Here is a 292-nt window from a genome sequence, read left to right on the forward strand (position 1 = left end):
GCGGTGCGGGACGACGACACCCTTGGGGTTGCCGGTCGACCCCGAGGTGTAGAGGACGTACGCGGTGTCCGCCGGCTCCGGCCGCGGCAGCTCCACCACAGCGGTGTCCAGGTCGTCCAGCACCCCGTCCAGATCGGTGTCGGTCAGGACGAGCGCGGCCCCGCAGTCCTCCACGACGTACGCGATGCGCGCCGCCGGGTAGTCGGGGTCGACGGGCACGTACGCGGCCCCCGACATCGCCACGCCCAGCAGCGCCACCAGCATGTGCGCCCGACGCGAGCTGAGCACCGCC

At 73.6% G+C, this 292-nt stretch carries 1 protein-coding gene; it reads right to left on the reverse strand.

Going from position 1 to position 292, the window contains the following annotated elements:
- Positions 1-292, reverse strand: a 292-nt coding sequence (locus IH54_RS41165) for an AMP-binding protein (protein ID WP_043183764.1), incomplete at both ends; no start/stop codon positions are given.

Source organism: Streptomyces sp. NRRL F-5123 (assembly GCF_000721495.1).
Classification (GTDB): Bacteria; Actinomycetota; Actinomycetes; order Streptomycetales; family Streptomycetaceae; genus Actinacidiphila.